The 22248-nt window shown below is 62.5% G+C and carries 20 protein-coding genes; 13 read left to right on the top strand and 7 right to left on the bottom strand.

From position 1 onward, the window contains the following. Positions 1–93: 93 nt before the first annotated feature. Positions 94–915: an SDR family oxidoreductase gene (locus ACQZ5H_RS14315; protein WP_449098089.1), complete on the bottom strand. Its 822-nt coding sequence runs from the start codon at positions 913–915 to the stop codon at positions 94–96. 90 nt (positions 916–1005) lie between these two features. Next, on the bottom strand, positions 1006–2193 hold the full coding sequence (locus ACQZ5H_RS14310; RefSeq protein WP_449098088.1) for a phytanoyl-CoA dioxygenase family protein: 1188 nt from the start codon (positions 2191–2193) through the stop codon (positions 1006–1008). Positions 2194–2288: 95 nt separating this feature from the next. Between ACQZ5H_RS14310 and ACQZ5H_RS14305 the strand changes: the two genes are divergently transcribed. The 3 genes from ACQZ5H_RS14305 (at position 2289) to ACQZ5H_RS14295 (ending at position 5360) form a co-directional block, all read left to right on the top strand. Then, on the top strand, positions 2289–3350 hold the full coding sequence (locus tag ACQZ5H_RS14305; protein WP_449098087.1) for a LacI family DNA-binding transcriptional regulator: 1062 nt from the start codon (positions 2289–2291) through the stop codon (positions 3348–3350). 15 nt (positions 3351–3365) lie between these two features. After that, entirely contained in the window at positions 3366–4589 is a 1224-nt protein-coding gene (locus ACQZ5H_RS14300; protein WP_449098086.1) for an adenylate/guanylate cyclase domain-containing protein, read from the top strand. Between the two features lie 123 nt (positions 4590–4712). Further along, a complete protein-coding gene (locus ACQZ5H_RS14295; RefSeq protein WP_449098085.1) occupies positions 4713–5360 on the top strand; it encodes a methyltransferase family protein in 648 nt (215 codons plus the stop codon). A 29-nt stretch (positions 5361–5389) separates the two neighbouring features. Here the strand turns inward: ACQZ5H_RS14295 and dgoD are convergent, their stop codons facing one another. Further along, a complete protein-coding gene (gene dgoD, locus ACQZ5H_RS14290; RefSeq protein WP_449098084.1) occupies positions 5390–6538 on the bottom strand; it encodes a galactonate dehydratase in 1149 nt (382 codons plus the stop codon). Between the two features lie 55 nt (positions 6539–6593). Further along, entirely contained in the window at positions 6594–7349 is a 756-nt protein-coding gene (locus ACQZ5H_RS14285) for a FadR/GntR family transcriptional regulator (RefSeq protein ID WP_112719816.1), read from the bottom strand. Between the two features lie 212 nt (positions 7350–7561). Here ACQZ5H_RS14285 and ACQZ5H_RS14280 point away from each other — a divergent pair, with 212 nt between their 5' ends. The 9 genes from ACQZ5H_RS14280 to ACQZ5H_RS14240 all read left to right on the top strand — a co-directional run bounded on the left by ACQZ5H_RS14280 (position 7562) and on the right by ACQZ5H_RS14240 (position 18399). Continuing rightward, a complete protein-coding gene (locus ACQZ5H_RS14280) occupies positions 7562–8545 on the top strand; it encodes an arabinose ABC transporter substrate-binding protein (RefSeq protein ID WP_449098083.1) in 984 nt (327 codons plus the stop codon). Positions 8546–8614: 69 nt separating this feature from the next. Beyond that, positions 8615–10120: an L-arabinose ABC transporter ATP-binding protein AraG gene (gene araG, locus ACQZ5H_RS14275; protein ID WP_449098082.1), complete on the top strand. Its 1506-nt coding sequence runs from the start codon at positions 8615–8617 to the stop codon at positions 10118–10120. Positions 10121–10136: 16 nt separating this feature from the next. Beyond that, positions 10137–11087 carry an L-arabinose ABC transporter permease AraH gene (araH, locus tag ACQZ5H_RS14270; RefSeq protein WP_449098081.1) on the top strand — a complete coding sequence of 317 codons (951 nt, stop codon included), beginning with the start codon at positions 10137–10139 and terminating at the stop codon, positions 11085–11087. Positions 11088–11101: 14 nt separating this feature from the next. Further along, positions 11102–11956, top strand: a complete 855-nt coding sequence (locus ACQZ5H_RS14265; protein WP_449098080.1) for an aldose 1-epimerase — start codon at positions 11102–11104, stop codon at positions 11954–11956. A gap of 10 nt (positions 11957–11966) precedes the next feature. Continuing rightward, positions 11967–12746, top strand: a complete 780-nt coding sequence (locus ACQZ5H_RS14260; protein WP_449098079.1) for an SDR family oxidoreductase — start codon at positions 11967–11969, stop codon at positions 12744–12746. 121 nt (positions 12747–12867) lie between these two features. After that, positions 12868–13299: an OsmC family protein gene (locus tag ACQZ5H_RS14255; protein WP_112719810.1), complete on the top strand. Its 432-nt coding sequence runs from the start codon at positions 12868–12870 to the stop codon at positions 13297–13299. Between the two features lie 143 nt (positions 13300–13442). Next, positions 13443–14048 (top strand): TetR family transcriptional regulator, encoded by a 606-nt coding sequence (locus ACQZ5H_RS14250; protein ID WP_112719809.1) that lies wholly within the window; start codon positions 13443–13445, stop codon positions 14046–14048. A gap of 49 nt (positions 14049–14097) precedes the next feature. Then, a complete protein-coding gene (locus ACQZ5H_RS14245) occupies positions 14098–15234 on the top strand; it encodes an efflux RND transporter periplasmic adaptor subunit (RefSeq protein WP_449098078.1) in 1137 nt (378 codons plus the stop codon). Positions 15235–15258: 24 nt separating this feature from the next. After that, a complete protein-coding gene (locus ACQZ5H_RS14240) occupies positions 15259–18399 on the top strand; it encodes an efflux RND transporter permease subunit (protein WP_449098077.1) in 3141 nt (1046 codons plus the stop codon). A 40-nt stretch (positions 18400–18439) separates the two neighbouring features. Here ACQZ5H_RS14240 and ACQZ5H_RS14235 read toward each other — a convergent pair whose 3' ends face one another. From ACQZ5H_RS14235 to ACQZ5H_RS14225, 3 genes are read right to left on the bottom strand one after another with little or no spacing between them, the layout of a single operon-like run. Continuing rightward, positions 18440–19351, bottom strand: coding sequence for an ROK family protein (locus ACQZ5H_RS14235; protein WP_449098076.1), 912 nt, complete (start codon positions 19349–19351; stop codon positions 18440–18442). Positions 19352–19410: 59 nt separating this feature from the next. Continuing rightward, entirely contained in the window at positions 19411–20745 is a 1335-nt protein-coding gene (locus tag ACQZ5H_RS14230) for an ATP-binding protein (RefSeq protein ID WP_449098075.1), read from the bottom strand. Continuing rightward, positions 20742–21401, bottom strand: coding sequence for a response regulator (locus ACQZ5H_RS14225; protein WP_130282305.1), 660 nt, complete (start codon positions 21399–21401; stop codon positions 20742–20744). The genes ACQZ5H_RS14230 and ACQZ5H_RS14225 overlap by 4 nt, the downstream gene beginning before the upstream one ends. Positions 21402–21669: 268 nt before the next feature. On the opposite strand from ACQZ5H_RS14225, the gene ACQZ5H_RS14220 reads away from it, so the two are divergent. Then, the gene (locus tag ACQZ5H_RS14220) at positions 21670–22248 is read left to right on the top strand and encodes an exopolysaccharide biosynthesis protein (protein WP_449098105.1); all 579 of its coding nucleotides are present in this window, start codon (positions 21670–21672) and stop codon (positions 22246–22248) included.

Genomic DNA, 22248 nt, shown 5'->3' with positions numbered 1-22248 from the left:
TCCTCCCAAAGCGATTGGCCGTGTCTTTCGTAAACGCAAACGGTGAGCGGTGCCAGAGCCCGGTGCCGAAAATTACCGGGCTCCGGCAGTCACTTAGAGGGCGGCGACCGGATGCGGCGAGCCGTCATAGGCGCCCCAGATCGACTGGTCGAAGCAGATGACGGAGCCGGTCATCAGGCCGGATTCGGCAGAGGAAAGATAGGCGCAGGCGCGGGCCACCTCTTCCGGGTCGACAAGGCGGCCGAAGGGCTGGCTTGCGGCGGCCTTTGCCAGCCAGTCTTCCGCCGCGCCGTGATACTCCCGCTGAATGCGGTCCTCGCCCTCTGAAGACATCCAGCCGATGTTGAGGCCGTTGACGCGGATGCAGTTGCGCAGCAGGGCATAGGCGGTGTTCTTCGTCAGCGTTTCCAGCGCGCCCTTGGATGCGCAGTAGGCGGCGATGAAGGGCTGGCCGGCTTTTGCCGACATCGAGCCGATATTGACGATCGTTCCCTCGATCTTCTCGCGCCGCATCACCTTCACGGCCTCCTGCATCAGGAAGAACGGGGCCTTCACGTTGACGGCGAACATCTGGTCGAAGAGTTCGGGGCTGGTGTCGAGGATCGTGCCGCGGTCGGTGATCGCCGCGGCATTCACCAGCGCATCGACGCGGCCGAAAATCTCGTCGCAGGCGCGCACGACATTCTGCGCGTCCTCGACCTTGCCGAGATCGGCCTTGACATAGACGACCCTGGCGCCGGTCTTCGATGAAAGCTCCTCGGCCTTCGCCTTGCCCTTCTGTTCGTTGCGGCCGCAGATGACGATGCCCTTGGCGCCGCGCTCGGCGAACAGGCGGGCGATGGTGGCGCCGAGGCCCTGGGTGCCGCCGGTGACGATGGCGATCTTGCCGTCGAGGCGGCTGGTATCTGTGCTCATATGGTTCCTCCGATGTGTTGAATGGTGATCTCACGGCAAAAGCCCCTCGTCGAAACGAGAGGCTTCAATGGTGTCGTTCTTATGAGCTGATCAGGTCAGCTTCTTCTCCGCCTGATCGGCGAGTGCCTTGGTGAAGGCCTCGTCGCTCCAGCCTTCCTTCAGCGCCTCATGCATCAGCTGCGCCTGCGTCTTCGGCGCCAGGCCGCCGACTGGCGGGTCGCGGTCGAGATTGGTGGGGAAGGAATAGCCTTCGGCGCAGGAGGCGACGGCGTTGGCGATGCCCGTTTCCGAGAGCTTGCCTTTCAGCGTCTTCAGCGCCGGGAAGAGTTTGGCGCTCATCCGCTCGCGGTTGACCGTCTCCATGGCGCGGCCAAAGGCGGAGGAGACCTGCAGCAGGTTGGCGACGCGCTTGATGTCCGCCGAGCGGTTGGTGCCTGCGGCATGGAAGAGCGCCGGATTGAAGAACACGACGTCGCCCTTTTTCAGCGGCAGTTGGATGTGGTGCTTGTCGAAGTAGTCGCGGAACTCCTGGCGCTTGAGCGCGAGGTAGCCGGGCACATAGGTCTGGCTGTGCGGCAGGAAAAGCGTCGGGCCGCTTTCGATCGGCATGTCGCAATGGGCGACGGCGCCCTGCAGCGTCAGCACCGGCGAGAGCTTGTGAACATGAGCGGGAAACTGCTCGATCACCTTGGAGGACTGGAAGCCCAGGTGATAATCGCGATGCGCAGACTGCGCGGCCCCGCCTGGATTGACGCGGTTCACCTGCGCCGTCATCTGATAGCTCGGGCCGAGCCAGGCTTCGCTGGCGATCGCGACGATCGGGTTGGCGTAGTAGAGCGCGAAATTCTTGGGATCGGCGAGGCAGTGCTTTTCGAGCGAGTTCCAGATGCGGTCGTTGGCGCCGGGCTTTGCGAAATGGTCACCGCCGCCCGTCGAGGTGCGGTGCTGCTCCTCAATGATCTCGTCGAAAATCTGGCTGGCGCGGTCGATGATCGAGGTATCCTCGTAAGCGCGCTTGAAGACGACGACGCCTGGGCCTTCGCCAAAGGCTTCGCAGATCTCTGCCAGCACGGCGCGGCGGCCTTCCGGATCGGCGATCGCTTCGGTGACCTTGCGGCTGTCATAGATCAGGACGTTCTTCTCGACGCTGTCGGCGGTGGGGTAGTCGGCCAGTGCCGTGGTCTTTTCGGCCAGCGCGCGGAAATCGCCGAGATCGCAGGCATCTTCCGTCAGCCAGACGCGGTCGGCGCGCATTTTCTGCAGGTTGTCGGTTTTCATCAGGTGCTCCTCCAAAATCTGATGAAGCAACTATACGCCGCAGGATTTGCTGATATAGATCAGAAATCCATCAAAAAACCATCAGAACAGCAGCCATGGCCCATCCCTTTCTCGTCAAGGACATCGCCTTTCAGGCTGGTCTCAGCACAGCAACCGTCGACCGGGTACTGAATGGACGGGCCGGCGTGCGCCGCCAGACGGAGCAGCGGGTGAAGGCGGCGATTGCCGAGCTGGAGAAGCAGCAGGCCGGTGCCGAAGTGGCAGGGCGAAAGCTGGCGATCGATATCGTCATGGAAACGCCGGTGCGGTTCAGCGATGCCGTCCGCGCCGCCTTTGAGGCGGAAGTCGCAACGCTGCTGCCGACCGTTTTCCGCTGCCGGTTCCATTTCGCCGAGGTGATGAAGCCCGCTGAACTTGTGCAGCTGCTCGACCGCATCCGGCTGCGCGGCACGCATGGCATCGTCCTGAAGGCGCCGGATGTCCCGGAAGTGGTCGCCGCCGTCCGGCGCGCCGATGAGGCCGGTATCCCCGTCGTGACGCTGGTGACCGATCTGCCGAACTCGCCGCGAGTTGCTTATACCGGTGCGGACAACAGGGCTGCGGGCGAGACGGCGGCCTATCTGATCGGCTCGGTCTTCGGGGGCACTCCGGGGCATGTGCTGGTTACTCTCTCGAGTGGGCGGTTCCGCGGCGAGGAGGAGCGGGAGATCGGCTTTCGCCGCGTGATCCGCGAACGTTACCCGGCTATCGGTATCGCCGAGATCAGCGAAGGGCATGGCACGGATGCGGCAACGGGCTCGTTGGCGGCAAGGGCGCTGGCATCGGATGCGACCATCGATGCCGTCTATTCGATCGGTGGCGGCAACCGCGCGGTGCTGGCAGCCTTCGAGGCGGCGGGCCGGAAGCTTCGCGTTTTCGTGGCGCATGATCTCGATGCCGATAACCGGTCGCTGCTTGCATCCGGAAAGATCAATTTCGTGCTGCACCACGATCTGCGCAGCGATGCGCGATCGGCGTTTCGCGCCATTCTCGACCGGTCGTCGAAGCCGGTGCGCAGCGGACATGGGCCGCTCTCCGCGGTCGAGATCGTCACGCCGTTCAACATGCCGGACCACCATGCTTCCGCAAAGGGTGAAATCGGGGTAGTGGTGGGCTGAAGCGAGGTGGACGGGATGGAATATAGCGACATCGGAACCATTGCGACCTGGTTGACGGAGCAGGGGCTCAAGGGCGCGACCGAGTCCGAGTTGCTCGACGGCTTCTGCATCGCCTGCCGCGAGAAGGGCCTGCAGATCGACCGCGGCATGGCGCTGATGGATACGCTGCATCCCGTTCACGAGGGGCGCGCCTTCCGCTTCGACAGCGAGCAGGAGGTCGAGTCCGAATTCGAATATGGCCCGACCGGCGAAGGCGAGGCGCTGGAGAGCTGGAAGCGCTCGGCCTTCTACTATCTCTGGGCCGGCACCGAGAATGAGGTCCGCCGCCGTCTCGGCTTCGGTGATCCCGCCGATTTCCAGATGCTCGAGAAGATGGCCGAGCTGGGTCATACCGACTATGTCGCGATGATCCACCGCTTCGAGAAGCAGGGCACGATCGGCGAGATGGACTGCTTCTTCTCGCATTTCTCGACGCGCCATCCCGAAGGCTTCTCGGACCACGATCTCGTCATCCTGCGCAAGTTGGTGCCGGTGCTCGGTCTTGCCATCAAATGCATCGGGCTCGGCCGCATCGCCCGCACCATTGCCGAGGTCTATCTCGGCGAGGATGCGGCTCGCCAGGTGATGGAAGGGAAGATCAGCCGCGGTAAATCGGAACGGATTTCGGCGGCGCTGTGGTTCTCAGACCTCTTGAACTACACGAAGATTTCGGACAACGCCTCGCCCGAGGAAATCCTGCCCTTCCTCAACGAATATAGCGAAGTCGTCATCTCGGCGATCCATGAGGCGGGTGGCAATGTCTTGAAGCTGATCGGCGACGGCGTGCTGGCGATCTTCAAGGCGGATGATCCATCGGACGCCTGCTGTGCGGCGCTGGAGGCGGAGCGGCTATTGCGCGGCAAGCTCGCGGCGCTGAACGCGGCGCGCCAGATCGATGGCCGCCCGACGACCGATGTCTATCTCGGCCTGCATATCGGCGATGTCTTCTACGGCAATATCGGCAGCCAGGAGCGGCTGGATTTCACCGTCATCGGTCCGGCAGTCAACGAAGTCAGCCGCATCGCATCAATGTGCCGGTCGGTGGATTTCAACGTGCTGATATCCTCGGAATTCGCCGAGACCATTCCGCAGGCGGATCGCGACGTGCTTGCCTGCATCGGCCGCTACGCGCTGCGCGGCGTCAAGCGGGCGCAGGCGCTCTATACGCTGGAGACGGCGCGGCTCGGCGCCGATCTCTGAGCGATCGTCATTCTGTCCATGCCTGCCCGCTTTTCCCTGGCGGCGATAGGGAACAATACGGTGCGGCGAATGGTTCGGTGTTCGTGATCATCGCATAGCAAGGCCATGGAAAATTCATCTGCATTGACACTGACGCTTCTGTCGCTGTTCGGGACCTCCGTCTTTCTCATTCTCGCGATTACGGGGCTCGGAGGTTTCGGAGCGTTCTTCAGTCACCCGCCGCTGGTGGCGCTGACGGTGGTGACCATTGCGCTGGCGGTCGCGGCCGGTTTCAGCAAGGGCAATCTCAGTGGTGGCGAGCGGGAGGACAGATCGAACCGCTGGGTGCTTGTGGCATTCGCTATCCTCGGTTTTCTGCTCGGCTACCTGCCTGCCTACACGGACAGGCTGGATTTCTGGACATTCGGCGGAGACGGCGTGCGTTGGGCCGGCGTCATCATCTATGCCGTCGGCGGCTCGTTGCGGCTCTGGCCGGTCTTTGTGCTCGGCCGCCGGTTCAGCGGCCTTGTGGCCATCCAGCCAGGGCATGAACTGGTGACGGCAGGGCCTTACCGGTTTATCCGGCATCCGAGCTATGTCGGGCTGCTGGTCACATCGCTCGGCTGGGCGCTGGCCTTCCGTTCGATGGTTGGAGTGATCCTGGTGCTTGTGACACTATGGCCGGTGATCGCGCGAATCCGTGCGGAAGAAGCCTTTCTGAAATCGCAGTTCGGTGCAGAGTATGAAGCCTATCGCAGCCACACCTGGCGGCTCATCCCCGGCATCTACTGAAAAGGGCCGCTTTCGCGGCCCTTCCTGTCTTACCATTCGGCGAAGCTGCCATCTTCGTGGCGCCAGATCGGATTGCGCCAGCGGTGGCCTTGCTTGGCGCGCTCGATGACATAGGCTTCGTCCACCTCGACGCCGAGGCCGGGGCCCTGGGGGATCGAGACGAAACCGTCGGCATACTGGAACACCTCCTTGTTGGAGATGTAATCGAGGATGTCGTTGCCCTTGTTGTAGTGGATGCCGAGGCTCTGTTCCTGGATGAAGGCGTTGTAGCTGATCGCGTCGACCTGCAGGCAGGCGGCAAGCGCGATCGGGCCGAGCGGGCAATGCGGGGCGAGCGCCACGTCATAGGCTTCCGCCATCGACGCGATCTTGCGGCATTCGGTGATGCCGCCGGCATGACTGAGATCCGGCTGGATGATGTCGACATAGCCGTCAGCCAGGACCGACTTGAAGTCCCAGCGCGAATAGAGCCGCTCGCCGAGCGCGATCGGCGTCGAGCAATGATTGGCGATTTCCTTCAGCGTCTCGCGGTTCTCGGAGAGGACGGGCTCTTCGATGAACATCAGCTTGTAGGGCTCGAGTTCCTTGGCGAGCACCTTGGCCATCGGCTTGTGGACACGGCCGTGGAAATCGACGCCGATGCCGACATGCGGGCCGATTGCCTCGCGGATGGTGGCGATGGTCTCGACCGCCTTGTCGATCTTCTCGTTGGTATCGACGATCTGCATTTCTTCGCAGCCGTTGAGCTTGATCGCCTTGAAACCGCGGGCGACGACTTCCTTAGCGTTGCGGGCGACATCGGACGGGCGGTCGCCGCCGATCCAGCTGTAAACCTTGATGCGGTCACGCACCTGGCCGCCGAGCAGCGAGTGGATCGGCTGGCCGAGCGCCTTGCCCTTGATATCCCAGAGCGCCTGGTCGATACCCGACAGAGCCGACATGTGGATGGCGCCGCCGCGATAGAAGCCGCCGCGATACATCACCGTCCAGTGGTCTTCGATCAGGAAGGGATCCTTGCCGATCAGGTAATCGGCGAGCTCATGCACGGCGGCCTCGACGGTCAGCGCACGGCCCTCGACGACAGGCTCGCCCCAGCCGACTACGCCCTCATCGGTTTCGATCTTCAGAAACAGCCAGCGCGGCGGAACGATGTAGGTCGTGAGCTTGGTGATCTTCATGGAATGGGGCTTTCGCTATTGTCGTGTTGCGTCTGCGGCGGTGCCGCCTACCTGTCTATTTGGTCCGGCCGATCGCCTTTTCGGCAGCCGCGAGGTCGCGCACGGCAAGATCCAGCATGCGGTTGGCGCATTCGCGGGCCTTGGCGCGGTTGCGCAGTCGCAGGGCCTCGACGAGCTCGCCGTGGACGGCGACGGCATCCTCGCGGCTCTCTACGGCGATGTTCGAGGCGTGGAGCGCATATTTGAGTGCGGCGTGGATGGCGCTCAGCAGCCGGCGGAAGACCTGATTGTGGCTCGCCTTCAGCAGCACGGCGTGGAACATCACGTCGGCATCGGTGAAGGCTTCGGGATCGCCGGCGGAATCGCGCATCTGGCGCCAGGCGCTGTCGAGATCGGCGATCTCCTGGGTGGAGGCGCGCTCGGCGGCATATTCGGCAGCAGCAGGCTCGATCGTGCGGCGCGCCTCGAGGATGCAGCCGAGCAGGTCGAAGTCCTTGATATAGGGACCCATCCATTCGAGCACTTCGGCATCTAGGATGTTCCAGTCGTCTCGGTCGCAGACCGAGGTGCCGATCCGCGGCTTGCCGCGCACCAGGCCCTTCGATTCCAGGACCTTCAGGGACTCGCGGATGACGGTGCGGCTGACACCATAGATCTCGCAGAGATCGTTCTCGCGCGGCAGCGGCGAGCCGGCCGGATAGCGCTCCGAGAAGATGTCTTCGGCAATGGCCGCCGTTACGCTTTTGCGCACGCGTGGACGGCTTCCCGTGCGTGGATTTGCATCCCCACTCTGCCGCTCGATGGAATCCAAAATGAACCTCTCCGCTTTCTCTGCCCGCGAAGCAAACCGAACCCTCTTAGCTGAATTCGATTGCCTTTGCGACGCCTCCTCCTGGCAGGCTTGATATTATCTTATTATTCCAATCATCATACAAAGGCAATTGACTGGTATGATGATTTAACTTAATTCTAGCGCACTGCCTGGGAGGCAGATGCTCATTTTTGAGAGTTAGGGAGAGAGACATGCGCTTGTTCAAAGCAGCCATCCTGGCTGGCACGTTTGCCATTCTGGCCGCCGGCTCCGCATTCGCCGAGGACGTCAAGATCGGCTTCATCGTCAAGCAGCCGGAAGAGCCGTGGTTCCAGGACGAATGGAAGTTCGCCGACCAGGCCGCCAAGGAAAAGGGTTTTACCCTCGTCAAGATCGGCGCTGAGGACGGCGAAAAGGTCCAGTCGGCGATCGACAACCTCGGCGCCCAGGGCGCGCAGGGCTTCATCGTCTGCACGCCGGACGTCAAGCTCGGCCCCGGCATCGTCGCCAAGGCCGCTGCCAACCAGCTGAAGCTGATGACCGTCGATGACCGTCTCGTCGATGCCGAAGGCAAGCCGCTGGAAGACGTTCCGCATATGGGTATCTCCGCCACCAAGATCGGCGAAACCGTCGGTCAGGCGCTGGTCGACGAAATCAAGAAGCGTGGCTGGGACATGAAGAATGTCGGCGCCATCCGCATCTCCTACGATCAGCTTCCGACCGCCGTCGACCGCGTCGAAGGCGCGATCTCCGTGCTGAAGGCTGCCGGCTTCCCGGCCGAGAATATCTATGACGCGCCGCAGGCAAAGACCGATACGGAAGCCGCCCTCAACGCCGCGACTACCGTTCTCAACAAGCATGCCGACGTGAAATATTGGGTTGCCTTCGGCCTCAACGATGAAGCCGTTCTCGGCGCAGTCCGCGCTTCGGAATCGGTCGGCATTGCCGCCGACAACATGATCGGCGTTGGCATCGGCGGCGCGGATTCGGCGATCAACGAGTTCAAGAAGCCTTCGGCCACCGGCTTCTTCGGCACCGTCATCATCTCGCCGAAGCGTCACGGCTACGAAACCGCGCTCAACATGTACGACTGGATCGCCAACGGCAAGGAGCCGGCAAAGCTGACGCTGACTTCCGGCTCGCTGGCGCTGCGCGGCGACTATGAAAAGGTTCGCAAGGACCTCGGCATCCAGTAATCATCCTCCCAAGGTGATTTCACCCCGGCGGCCTTGAAAGCCGCCGGGCTCTTTCTCCATGGAGCTGGCATGGCTTTCCTCGAATTCAACAACATCTCCAAAGGCTATCCCGGCGTCCGGGCGCTTTCCAATGTCTCCTTCGACGTTGAAAAAGGTGCCGTCCACGGGCTGATGGGCGAGAACGGCGCTGGCAAGTCGACGCTGATCCGCGTGCTCTCCGGCGACCAGTCCGCCGACGAGGGCAGCATCGTCATCGATGGCGAGGAGCAGAAATACGGCTCCGTGCGCGATGCCTTCCATGCCGGCGTCATCGTCATTCACCAGGAACTGCAGCTGGTTCCGGAACTGACGGTTGCCGAAAATCTCTGGCTCGGCCGCTTCCCCGCCAAGGGCGGCGTCATCAACAGCAAGACGCTGATCGAGACCGTTCGCGCCAAGCTTGAGGAAATCGGCATCGATGTCGATCCGTCAGCGAAGGTCGCGACGCTGTCGATCGGCGCGCGGCAGATGGTCGAAATCGCCAAGGCCGTCATGCTCGATGCGCGGGTCATCGCGCTCGATGAGCCGACGTCGTCGTTGTCGTCGCGGGAGAGCGAAATCCTCTTCTCGCTGATCGAGAAGCTGAAGGCCAAGGGCACCGTCATCCTCTATGTCTCGCATCGGCTGGATGAAATCTTCCGGCTTTGCGACAGCCTCACCGTTCTTCGCGACGGCAAGCTTGCAGCGCATCATCCCAAGGTCGCCGAGACGACACGTGACCAGATCATCGCCGAAATGGTCGGACGCGAGATCAGCAATATCTGGGGCTGGCGCGAGCGCTCGGTCGGCGAAATCAGGCTGGACGTCAAAAACCTCTCCGGCTCGAAGCTTCGCAATCCGATCAGCTTCTCCGTCTGCAAGGGTGAAATTCTCGGCTTCTTCGGCCTGATCGGTGCCGGGCGCAGCGAAATGGCCCGACTGCTCTATGGCGCCGATCATCGCCATCAGGGCACGGTCGAGATCGATGGCGTCGCCGTCTCTCCCGACAATCCGAAGGCGGCGATCAATGCCGGCATGGTGCTCTGCCCCGAAGACCGCAAGTTCGACGGCATCATTCAGGGGCGATCGATCGAGGAGAATATCGCGATCTCGTCACGCCGCCATTTCTCGCCCTTCGGCATTCTGAACCCGAAGAAGGAAGCCTCGGTCGCCGACCAGTTCATCGCCAAGCTCCGGGTTCGCACGCCCTCGCGCAAACAGGACATCATCAATCTCTCCGGCGGCAACCAGCAGAAGGTCATTCTCGGCCGCTGGCTTTCGGAGCAGGGCGTCAAGGTGCTGGTAATCGACGAGCCGACGCGCGGCATCGATGTCGGCGCCAAGTCGGAGATCTACGAGATCCTCTATGAGCTCGCGGCGGGTGGCATGGCGATCGTCGTCATCTCCAGCGAGCTGCCCGAGGTTATGGGCATTTCCGATCGCATCATGGTCATGTGCCAGGGCCGCGTCGCCGCCAATGTGGCGCGCGCCGATTTCGACGAACGCAGCATTCTGACCGCGGCTCTGCCCGACAAGAATGCCGCCGGCACACTCTAATTCAGGAACGGTAGTGATGAACTCGTTGAAAAAAATCCTTCTCGGCGAACAGGGCCTCGTGGTGATCTTCGCGATCGCCTTCGTCATCGTCTCGCTGACCGTTCCGAGCTTCCTGACGGAACGCAACATGCTGGGCCTGCTACAGTCCGTCGTGACGATCGGCATCGTCGCTTGCACCATGATGTTCTGCCTGGCCTCGCGCGACTTCGACCTCTCGGTCGGCTCGACCGTCGCCTTCTCCGGCATGATCGCCGTCATGGTGTCGAACTCGACGGGTTCGATCCCACTCGGTCTGCTGGCAGCGCTGATCTGCGGCAGCATCGTCGGCGTCGTCAATGGCGTGGTCATCGCCAAGTTTCGCATCAACGCGCTGATCACGACGCTGGCGACCATGCAGATCGTTCGCGGCCTGGCGCTGATCGCCTCGGATGGCCGCGCCGTCGGCATCAACGATCCGGCATTCTATCAGCTGGCGCTGTCGCGCGTCCTGACGGTGCCGACGCCGATCTGGATCATGATCGCGCTGTTCATCGTCTTCGGCTTCGTGCTGAACCGCACGGTCTTCGGCAAGAACACGCTGGCGATCGGCGGCAATCCGGAGGCCTCCCGGCTTGCCGGCGTCAATGTCGTCAATATGCGCATCTGGATCTTCGCGCTGCAGGGGCTTGTCTGCGCCATCGCCGGTATCCTGCTTGCCTCGCGCATCACGTCGGGCCAGCCGAATGCGGCGACCGGCCTCGAACTCTCGGTCATTTCGGCCTGCGTTCTCGGCGGTGTGTCGCTGGCCGGCGGGCGCGCGGCGATGACCGGCGTCATCGTCGGCGTTCTGATCATGGGCATTGCCGAGAACGTCATGAACCTGCTGAATATCCAGGCCTTCTACCAGTATGTCGTGCGCGGCCTGATCCTGCTGATCGCGGTGCTGCTCGACAATCTCCGGTCGTCCGCAGCGGGCCGGCGCGGGTGAGCGGGGTCGCGGGCATGGACGAGATCAGGATCGCCGACGGCGGTCTCGAAATCTCCGTGTCCCGGCAGGGCGGCGCGATACGCAGCGCAGCATTCCGCGGCCGTCCCTTCCTGCAGCCGCGGGGCGGACCTGATGGCGGCATGGCGAGCTTTCCGCTGCTGCCCTTCGGCAATCGCGTCGAATACAACGTGATGACCGTTCATGGGCGCGACTATTCGTTCCAGCCGAATACGGATGATCCGCTTTACCTGCATGGTGATGGGTGGCTTGGGCTCTGGAATATCCAAGCGCAGGACGAGCGATCGCTGACGCTGAGCTATGAGCATGAAGCGGGGCGTGTCTCGCCCTATCGCTACTCGGCATCGCAGGGCTTTTCGGTTTATGACCGCCGTCTTGAGAATGTCCTGTCCGTAACCAATCGCGGTGACGCGTCGATGCCCTTCGGGCTCGGCTTTCATCCGTTCTTTCCGCTGACGCCGAACGCGACGCTGCTCGCTCCGGCATCACTGCTCTGGACGGAGCGGCAGGGCTATCTGCCGGATGAGCCGGTTGCCATTCCCGCAGAGCTCGATTTCTCGACCCCGCGACCGGTGCCCGATCGATGGATCAACAATGCCTTCGAGGGTTGGAATGGCGCTGCGTCGATCCGGTGGCCGGAGCTTGATCTCGGCGCCGACATCGAGATGGATGGGATCTTCGGAAACTACATGATCTATACGCCCGGGAATGCGGACTTCTTCTGCTTCGAGCCGATGAGCCACTTGCCGAACGGCCATCATATGCGGGATTTTGGCGGGCTGGTTTTGCTGGCGCCGGGTGAGAGCCTTGCGGGGCGAATGACGATCAGCCTTTCGGCTGCGGGAATTTGAGGAGAGAGCTTTGGTAGGACGTCTGGCAGGCAAGCGCGTGTTCATCACTGGCGCGGCGCAGGGCATCGGGCTGGCGATCGCCGAGGCTTTCGTTCGCGAAGCGGCGGCCGTCTTCCTCATCGATATGGATGGCGCCCTCCTTGCGGCTGAGGCTGAAAGGCTTCGGGCACAGGGCGCTGCAGTCGGCCATATGGCGGCTGATATCACCGATGCGAAGGTGATCGGCGACGCAGTTGCCCAAGCCGAACGCGAGATCGGGCGGATCAATGCGCTGGTTAACAATGCCGGTGTCAACGTCTTTGCCGAACCGCTGGAAACCAGCGACGAAGAATGGAACCGCTGCTTCGATATCAATCTGAAGGGCGCCTGGAACTGCTCGAAGGCCGTTCTGCCGGGGCTGATCGGGAAGGGGGGCGGCGTCATCCTGAATATCGCCTCGACCCATGCCTTCACGATCATTCCACATACCTTTCCCTATCCGCTCGCCAAGCATGCGCTTCTCGGGATGACCAAGTCCCTTGGTCTCGAATATGCGCCGAAGAATGTTCGCGTGAATGCGCTGGCACCGGGCTATGTCGCGACGCAAAAGGTCATCGACTACTGGAACGGCTTTGCCGATCCGGAGGCGGCGAGGGCCGAGACGATGAAGCTGCATCCCGGCGGGCGGATCGCAACACCGCAGGAGATCGCCATGGCGGCTGTGTTCATGATCTCCGACGAGTGCCCGTTCATGAACGCCACCTGCCTGACCGTCGACGGCGGCCTCAGCGTCCAGCAGCATCCCGCCTGAATGATTTTCGTATAGCTGTGTTCAACACGCGATAGAGCCTTATATTGCCGGGCAGGAAGGTTTCGCCTTCCCAGGGTGGCGGCGTTGACCGCCTTAAGCTTCAATCGCAACGGAGGACGGCATGCAGATCAATCGTACAGCTTCAGCCCAATGGTCCGGCGGGCTCAAGGACGGCAAGGGCAAGATTTCGACGCAGAGCGGCGCGCTCAAGGAGCAGCCCTATGGCTTCGCCACCCGCTTCGAAGGCGTTCCCGGCACCAACCCGGAAGAACTGATCGGCGCGGCCCATGCGGGATGCTTCACCATGGCGCTGTCGCTGATCCTCGGCGAAGCCGGGCTGACGGCGGAAAGCATGGAAACCACGGCAAAGGTGACGCTTGAAAGCGTCGAGGGCGGCTTTGCGATCACCGCGATCCATCTGGCTCTCACCGGCAAGGTACCCGGTGCCGACCAAGCGAAATTCACCGAGCTTGCCAACAAGGCAAAGGCCGGTTGCCCGGTCTCCAAGGCGCTGTCGGCGGTTCCGATCACGCTCGACGTCACGCTCTCCTAACTGCTTCAAAACCGCCTGTTGAATGCCGCGCGCCTTTGGCCGCGGCATTTTTGTATTCGCCAATTCTATTGACATCTGACGGGTGATATCTTACGACTGACGAAATTCAAAAATCGTCAGTCGTAAGTGAGGCCGCCGAAAATATGATCGAAACCGCCGAGAACATATTGGACAGCACCCGCCAGGAGAATGTCACACGCATTCTCGACTCGGCTGAAAAGCTGTTCCGGCACTACGGATACGCCAAGACGACGGTTGCCGATGTGGCGCGCGATCTCGGCATGTCGCCAGCCAATATCTATCGCTTCTTTGCCTCCAAGGTGGAAATCCACCAGGCGGTTTGCGGACGCATGTTGGTTGCGAGTTACAAGCAGGCATACGACGTCTGCCACATGCCGATCAGCGCTTCCGAGCGGCTACGGCTCTTCGTGCATGGGCAGTATCAGATGACCGTGGACACCATGCTCGACCGGGAAAAGGTTCACGAGATGGTCGTCGTCGCGATCGAGCGCGACTGGCATGTCATCGACAAGCATATCGACAGCATTCAAGCATTGACTGCCGACGTGATCCGCGAGGGGATTGCCGCCGGTGAGTTTGCCGAACAAGACGCGGATGCGGCTTCGCGTTGTTTCGGTGCGGCGACGGTGACCCTGTGTCACCCGCAGATCGTGGCCCAGTGTCTTGCAAAGACCAATCGGGCGACGATCGACGAACTCGTCGAATTCTCTCTGAAAGCACTGAAATAACAGGCGGCTCGGCCGTCTGAGAACATCAAAAAAGATTGGGAGTGCGAACATGATTTCGCAAGAAAGCCGCCGCGTGCCGTCCATCCTCAGCATTGCGCTCGTTGGCGCGCTCGGCTTCGGGCTTGCCGCCTGCAGTGACGAGAAGAAAGCCGAGGCTCCGGAGATCATCCGTCCGGTCAAGGTCGTTGAGATCGCCAAGGCCGGTGACACGCGGGTCCTCGATTATTCCGGCGCCGTCAAGGCGCGCACCGAGATGAACCTCGGCTTCCGCGTTGCCGGCAAGATCACCGAGCGCCGCGTCAATATCGGCGACAGGGTGAAGCCCGGCGATATCCTCGCCACTATCGATTCCACCGATTACGAACTTGCCGTGAAGAGCGCCGAGGCCAATCTGGCCGCCGCCGAAAAGGGCGTGCAGACGGCCGATCTCGCCAACAAGCGTGCCGAGCAGCTGTTCGACAAGAGCGTCGCCTCCAAATCCCAGCTGGAACAGGCTTCGCTGAGCTACGACCAGTCGGTATCGACGCGCGATGCGGCGCTCTCCTCTCTCGATCAGGCCAAGAACCAGGTTAGCTATTCGCAGCTGAAGGCCGACCAGAACGGCATCGTCACCACGATCAACGCCGATACCGGTCAAGTGGTCTCGGCCGGTACGCCTGTTGTCACCGTCGCGGTCGATGGCGAAAAGGAAGTGCAGATCGCGGTGCCGGAAAACGACATCGCCGAGTTCAAGCCGGGCAAGAAGGTCAAGGCGAGCTTCTGGTCCGATGACAAGCTGGTTCTCCAGGGCAAGGTTCGCGAAGTCTCGGGCGCTGCCGATCCGCAGTCACGCACCTTCTCGGTCCGCGTCAGCCTGCCGAACGATCCCCGTGTGCTCCTGGGCATGACGGCGACTGTCGAAGCCAACGTCACCAATGCCAATCCCTACGTCGCCGTGCCGCTCAGTGCGCTGGCCGAGAAGGAAGGCAAGAAGATCGTCTGGGTCGTCGACCGCCAGGCGGCGACGGTTCATGCCCGCGAGATCAAGGTTGCCGATTTCACCGGTGACGGCGTCAACGTCACGGAAGGCCTTTCGACTGGCGACATCGTCGTTGCGGCCGGCACGCAGTTCATGAGCGAAAACCTCAAGGTCAAGCTGCCGGAATTGCAGGCCGCCTCGGCCGATGTGACGAGCTCCGTCGAGTAAAGCGCCGGGAGAGGGATCAAGGTCATGGACAACAACACCACCGAGAAGCGCCCGTTCAACCTGTCGCGCTGGGCAATCGGCCATCCGAGCATCGCCCGCTTCCTCTTCGGCCTCATCCTGATCACCGGTGTGCTCGGGCTGATGCGCATGGGCCAGAAGGAAGACCCGGATTTCACCTTCCGCGTCATGGTCGTGCAGGCCGTCTGGCCGGGCGCCTCCATTCAGGAAATGGAAGACCAGGTCACCAACAAGATCGAGCGCAAGCTGCAGGAAACGCCACACCTCGACTGGGTGAAGTCCTATACCCGCGCCGGCAGCTCGATCATCACCGTGCAGGTGAAGGGCGATACCAACGCGGCTGACGTTGCCGACGCCTTCTACCAGGTGCGCAAGAAAGTCGGCGATATCTCCAGCGAGCTGCCGCAGGGTCTGCTCGGGCCGTATTTCAACGATGAGTTCGGCGATACATTCATCACGCTGCATTCGATCAGCGGCGATGGCTATTCCTATCCGGAGCTCAAGAAATTCGCGATCCAGGCGCGTGACATGCTGCTGACGACGCCGGGCGTCGAGAAGGCGGTTATCATCGGCGACCAGCCGGAGAAGATTTATATCGACGTGTCCTCCAAGGCGCTGGCCGAGCGCGGCCTGACGGTCGTCGACCTGCAGAACGCTATCAAGGGTCAGAACAGCGTCGATCCCGCCGGCTCCGTCGATACCGGTCTGCGGTCTGTGCGGATTTCCGTCGAGGGCGATGTGCGCAAGCTGGACGATATCCGCGAGCTGCGGCTGCGCTCCGGTAATCAGGTGACCCGCCTTGGCGATATCGCCACCGTCTATTCCGGTCTCGAAGATCCCTATCAGCGCAAGTACCGCTTCAACGGCCACGAAAGCGTCCAGGTCGGCGTCGTCATGGCCAAGGGCTTCAAGGTCACCGATGTCGGCAAGGATGTCGAAGCGACCTATGAGCGCTTCGAGAAGTCGCTGCCTTACGGCGTGGCTGTCGATCAGATTTCCAACCAGCCCGATGTCGTGACCGATGCGATCAGCGAGTTCATGCATGCGCTCGGCGAGGCACTGGTCATCGTTCTCATCGTGTCGTTCCTGTCGATCGGCTGGCGGTCGGGTCTGGTGATTGCGATCGCAATCCCGCTGGTGCTCGCCGCGACATTCGCGATCATGTACGAACTCGGCATCGATCTGCAGCGTATCTCGCTCGGCGCGCTGATCATTGCGCTCGGCCTTCTGGTCGATGACGCGATGATCGTCGTCGAGATGATGGAGCGAAAGCTCGAAGAAGGGCTCGTCAAGATCGAGGCGGCAAGCTTTGCCTATTCGTCGACCGCCTTCCCGATGCTGACCGGCACGCTGATCACCACGGCGGGGTTCATCCCCGTCGGCTTCGCGGCCTCGACGGCCGGTGAGTATGTGCGCTCGCTGTTCTATGTCGTCGGCATCGCTCTCATCGTTTCGTGGTTCGTCGCGGTCTATTTCACGCCGTGGCTCGGCTACATGATCTTGAAGCAGCGCCACCATGCGGGTGAGCATCACGATGTTTTCGATACCCGCTTCTATCGCGGCCTGCGGGGCAGCGTCGGCTGGGCGGTGCGCCATCGCGCGATCGTGCTCTTGATCACTGTCGGTGCCTTCGTCACCAGCCTCTGGAGCTTCCAGTTCATTCCGCAGAACTTCTTCCCGCAGTCCTCGCGGCCGGAAATCCTGGTCGATCTCTGGCTGCCAGAGGGTACCAGCATCAAGGATGTCGAGACCAAGGCAAAAGCCCTCGAAGCCAAGATGATGGACGACAAGGACAAGAAGTTTATCGCCACCTATATCGGCGAGGGTGCGCCGCGCTTCTTCCTGCCGCTCGACCAGCAGCTTGCCAATCCGAACTTTGCCCAGCTGCTGATCATGGCGAATGACGAGCCGGCCCGTGAGCGGCTTATCACCAAGCTGCGCACCATCCTGGCCGAAGACTTCCCGGATATCCGTGGGAAGGTAGATCGCCTGTTCCTGGGACCGCCGACCGGCTGGCCCGTGCAGATGCGCGTCATGGGTCCGGATCGCCAGGAAGTGCGGCGCATCGCCGATCAGGTGAAGGCGAAGTTTGCCGAGAACCCTGAGCTTGGCGCCATCCACGACGACTGGCTCGAGCCGGTGCCGGCCATGAAGCTGGTCATCGACCAGGATCGTGCCCGCTCGCTCGGTGTGACCTCGCAGCGCGTCCGCCAGATGCTGCAGACGGCAATGTCGGGTGCACCGCTCGACGACTTCCGCGATGGCGAGGAGACGGTTTCGATCGTTGCCCGTGAGCCGGAAACCAGCCGCTCGCTGCTGTCTGCCGTCAACTCGGTCTATGTGCCTACGGATTTCGGTGGTTTCGTGCCGGTCTCGCAGATCGCCAAGGTCGTGCCTGTGATGGAGCAGGGCGTCGAGTGGCGGCGTGACCGTCTGCCGACGATCACCGTCCGCGCCACGTTGCCTGACGGCGTTCAGCCGAACGACGTGGCGATGAAGATGTATGCAGACATGAAGGGTCTGCGTGACAGCCTTCCGGCCGGCTATCAGGTCCAGATCCAGGGCGGGGCGGAAGATGCCGCCGAGAGCCAGGATTCGATTGCCGCCAAGGCGCCGATCATGCTGGTGGTGATCATGATCCTGCTGATGGCGCAGCTGCAGCACTTCGGCAAGGCGATGCTGGTCTTTGCGACCGGTCCGCTCGGTATCATCGGCGCGGCAAGCGCGCTGCTGATCAGCGGTGCCCCGTTCGGCTTCGTGGCGATCCTCGGCGTCATCGCGCTGCTCGGCATCATCATCCGCAACTCGATCATCCTCGTCGACCAGATCGACCAGGATATCAAGGCGGGGATGCATCGCCAGGAAGCGATCGTCGGCGCTGCAGTCCGCCGTTTCCGGCCGATCATGCTGACGGCGCTGACGGCCGTGTTGGCGCTGATCCCGATCTCGCGGGGCGTGTTCTGGGGTCCGCTTGCCTATGCGATGATGGGCGGCATTCTGGTTGCCACCCTGCTGACGATCTTTGTTCTGCCCGCAGGCTACGCACTGTTCTTCGGCCGGGAGCCGAAGGACGCGACGAGCGGGCAGGCCAGCGCCGACCAGGAAGACGCGGATGAGCATCATCCGCCGGCGATGGCTGCTGAGTGAAGATGGCGCGGCTTCGGCCGCGCCGTTTTCGCTTTTGGCGTTAGGCGGCCTCGGCCTTCAGGCCGAGGATGGCCGCACCGATGAGGCCGGGCTCGACGCGGCATTCGCTGCGAACCACCAGCGGACGGTTGAACTTGCGCAGGATCCGCTGGCGGACCGCTTTATCGAGTTCGGCAAGCAGCTGCTCGACATTCGACAGGCCGCCGCCGACCGGCACGATGGTCGCGCCGGTGATGTTGACCGTCAGCGCCAGCGGCGAGGCGACGAGGTCGGTATAGACGTCGATCGTGTGCGTCGCTTTCTCATCGCCCTGCTGCCATTGCGTGATGATCTCCTCGCTGGAGAAATCGAGATCGTGCAGCGTCTTGTGCAGACGCTCGAGGCCGCGAGCGCCGCCGACCGTGTCGACGCAGCCCTTCTGGCCGCAGCCGCAGGGATAGGCGGGGATCTTCGCAGGCGGGTTTCCGGCTTCCGACGCGATGATCGGGCCATGGCCCCATTCGCCGGCAAAGCCGCCCGAGGCGTTGATCAGGCGGCCATCGGAAACCAGACCGCCGCCGACGCCGGTGCCGAGGATGGCGCCGAGAACGATGCGGTGACCGCGACCGGCGCCGAGCTCGGCTTCGGCCATGGCGAAGCAATCCGCATCATTGGCGATCAGCACCGGCAGGCCGAGTTCGGCCTGGAGATCGGCGGCAAGGTCGCGGCCATGAATGCAGGGGATGTTGGCGCACGTCAGCCGCTGCGTATCGGGATCGACGACGCCGGCGATCGACAGCGCGACGCGCGTGGGCTTTTCGCCGCTCTCGGTAATGAAGCTGCGGATGGTTTCGACGAAGGCGGCAAAATTATCCTTCGGGGTCGGCTTGCGGCCCATGGGAGTGATGTCCGCTTCCGAGCGGGCGATGCCGCCCTTGATAGCCGAGCCGCCGATATCGAAGGAAATAATCATGTCTTGCCGCCTCGCGATTGCTGGCGTCTGCTCGCACCGTTTGATGTGATTTGCAAGTCCTATGCGGGGAGCGTGATCCGCGCTTCGAAACCGGATCGGCTGCCGCTCGCGGGCGAGATCAGCTCCAGCGTGCCGCCCATCTGCGTGGTGATGCGGTCGGCGATCGCCAGGCCGAGGCCGGAGCCCGGCGCGTTGGTCGCGCCGCGGCGGAAGCGGCGCTTCAGATTTGCAAGATCGGCTGCGGCGATGACGGAGCTGTCGTTGACGACCCGGATCGTGCCATTGCCATCGATCGAGACCTCCACCGGCTGTTCGGGATCGCCATGAGAGAGCGCGTTCTCGACGAGATTGCGGATGACGATGCCGAAGGCGTCGATATCGGCATTGCGCACCATGGCAGCACCGGGTTCTGCCTGATAGGCGACGCGGCCTTCGGTGCGGCTGTCGCGGGCGTAGTCGACCATCAGCATGTCGAGGATCGCCTTGAGATCGGATGGCGTATCGCTTCTGCCGATTCCGGCCTCAGCGCGGGAGAGCTGAAGCAGCTTTTCGGCAAGACGGCCGAGATTGGCAAGCGATGCTTCCACCTGCTGCGCCCGCTGGCGGACCGGGCCTGCAGGCAGCTCCTGCGCAAGGCGCTGTGTCTGCGCCAGCGCACCGGCGATCGGCGTGCGCAGCTCGTGGGCGCTGTTGGCGGTGAATTCGCGCTCGGCTTCGAGGGCTGCGCGCAGCCGGGCAAGCAGCAGGTTGACGGAACGGGCGATCGGCTTGATCTCGCGCGGTAGGCGGCCGCTCTCGATCGGCGCCATGTTGCCGCCGTCCTTTGTGGCAATGTCCTGCCGCAGGGTCTCGATCGGTTTCAGCGCGCGGCCGACCACGAACCATACGGCGAAGATGCTGGCGGGGATCAGGACGATCAGCGGCCAGAGAAGCGTCGCGGCACTTTCGCGCACGGCTTCGCGGCGATTGCCGAAGCGGTCGGCGACCTGCATGAACAGCGTGCCATCCGCCGTCGCCTCGGTGTAGATGCGGTGCGATTGCGTGTCGTGGAAGCCTTGGGTAAGCGGCGCGCTGAAGGGCTCGGACGGCGCGTCGTTGGAGCGCAGCACGACCTTTCCGGTCTTGTCGCGCAGCTGATAGGTCAGGTATTCGCGGCTGGCGGCCGTGTTCAGCATGGCGATACTGCGCGGGTCGCTGACGGTCCGCTCGCCGAGATCGTCGACGATCAGCGCCAGCAGGCGCTGCGTCGTTTCTTCCTGCGCGCTATCGAAAATCTCCGAGAACTCGTGCTGCATGACGCGGATGCTGAGGCCGATGGCGATCAGCCAGAAGAGCACGAGGATGCTCGTCAGCGCCAGGATCAGCGGCCGGGTGATGCTCGGTTCACGTCTCATGCTTCGCCCAGTGTGTAACCGATGCCGCGGGCGGTACGGATGCGGTCCTTGCCGATCTTCTTGCGCAGGCGGCTGACATAGACCTCGACCGTATTGCTCTCGATCTCCGAGCCGAAGGCATAGAGCGCCTCCTCGATCCGGTCCTTGGGAACGATGGCGCCCGGCCTTGCGATCAGAAGATCGAGAACGGCCCATTCACGGCTCGTCAGCACGATCGGCTCGCCGGCGACCGCAAGCTTGTGCTGCGGGCGGTCGATCTCGATGTCGGCGATCTTGATGATCGGGTGCGGGTTGGCGCCGTAGCGGCGCGCGACGGCCATGATGCGGGCCTCGAGCTCGCCGAGATTGAAGGGTTTGACGAGGTAGTCGTCGGCGCCGGCGTTCAGCCCTTCGATGCGGTCGGAAATCTGGTCCCGGGCGGTCAGGATGATGACGGGAACCGATGAGCCGCGGCCGCGGATCTCCTTGAGGAAGGCGATGCCGGTGCCGTCAGGCAGCTGCAGGTCGAGCAGGATCAGGCCGTAGTCGACAGATTTCGCCGCCACATGCGCGTCGGTGATGGTGCGCATCCAGTCGATCGCGTGACCGGCGGCGGCGACATGGTCGCGCACCGCTTCGCCGATCATTCCGTCGTCTTCAACCAGCAAAATCCGCACGCAAATTTCTCCTTGGCGAATGAGTAACGCCCGGTCGCGGCACGGGTCAAGCGGCGCGTGACGGCGAAAAATGGCCTTGCAATGGCCGTGATCGCGAACCCCTGCCGTCATGATGGCGGCACATTCAGCAGAGAAGCTTCATATTTGGATGGTATCAGTAAGCCGAAATCGAGAAGCTGGGGTTTTTATGACGATCGATAGCATGGACATGGCGCGGGGGCGCCTGCCGCGTAATCCACGTCCGCGGGCGCGCCGCCTGTCGGCAATTTTGAGGCAGATGGCGAACGACCGTTCGCGCGAACGCATCTCCATCCGGGATATTTTCGAGACCATGGGTGACCGGGCAATCGGCGCTCTGATGCTGGTCTTCGCATTGCCCAATCTCGTGCCGACACCGCCGGGAACCTCGGCGATCCTCGGCGCACCGCTGCTTTTTCTTGCCGCGCAGCTGACGTTCGGCCTAAAGCCCTGGCTGCCGAAGGTGATTGCCGACCGTTCGATGCGGCGGGAGGATTTCGAGGCGATCATTTCGCGGATCCATCGTTGGCTGGCCTTTGCAGAGCGGATGCTGAAGCCGCGGCTTTCCGTGCTGGTCGAGCCTCCGGCGGAATATGTCGCGGGCTTCCTCTGTCTTGTCATGGCGATCATTCTGACGCTGCCGATCCCGCTCGGGAACATGCTGCCGGCGCTGGCGATCGGCCTGTTCTCCTTCGGCATTCTCGGGCGTGACGGGCTGTTTGTGATCCTCGGCGTAATTGCCACGGCGCTGTCGGCGACGATTGTCGGCGGCATGGTCTACGGGATCGTCAAAGCGGCGGCTTTCGTCATCGCGAACTGGTTTGCGTGA

The sequence above is a fragment of the Rhizobium sp. 21-4511-3d genome, from assembly GCF_053522545.1.
Note: the sequence above shows the minus strand (reverse complement) of the source record. Positions and strands in the feature narration are given on the sequence as shown.